A 265-nucleotide genomic window follows, 5' to 3' on the forward strand; every position below is an offset into this window, starting at 1 on the left:
TGAGCCACCTAGCTCGCCATCTTTACGCGCCTGCTCCATCGCCTGGTTTGCGGCGTCTTTTACGCTTAGTACTTGATGCCATAGGGCATCGTTAAACGTATCGCTTTGCGTGAAGTTGTTAAAACCTTCGTACCAGGTTTCAGTAAATACAAACTCGCTGCGCTCACCTGGTAGCGTTTCCCAGATTTCTTGTGCAGTAAAACTGGTAATAGGCGCCATCCAGCGAACCAATGCTTCAATGATATGATACATGGCCGTTTGGCAT

1 protein-coding gene is annotated in these 265 nt (G+C 48.3%); it reads right to left on the reverse strand.

Annotated elements, in window-relative coordinates; genetic code table 11:
- On the reverse strand, positions 1-265 hold a 265-nt coding region (locus NLF92_RS13190; RefSeq protein WP_254102688.1), incomplete at both ends, for a class I tRNA ligase family protein.

Source organism: Opacimonas viscosa, from assembly GCF_024199005.1.
Lineage (GTDB): Bacteria > Pseudomonadota > Gammaproteobacteria > Enterobacterales > Alteromonadaceae > Opacimonas > Opacimonas viscosa.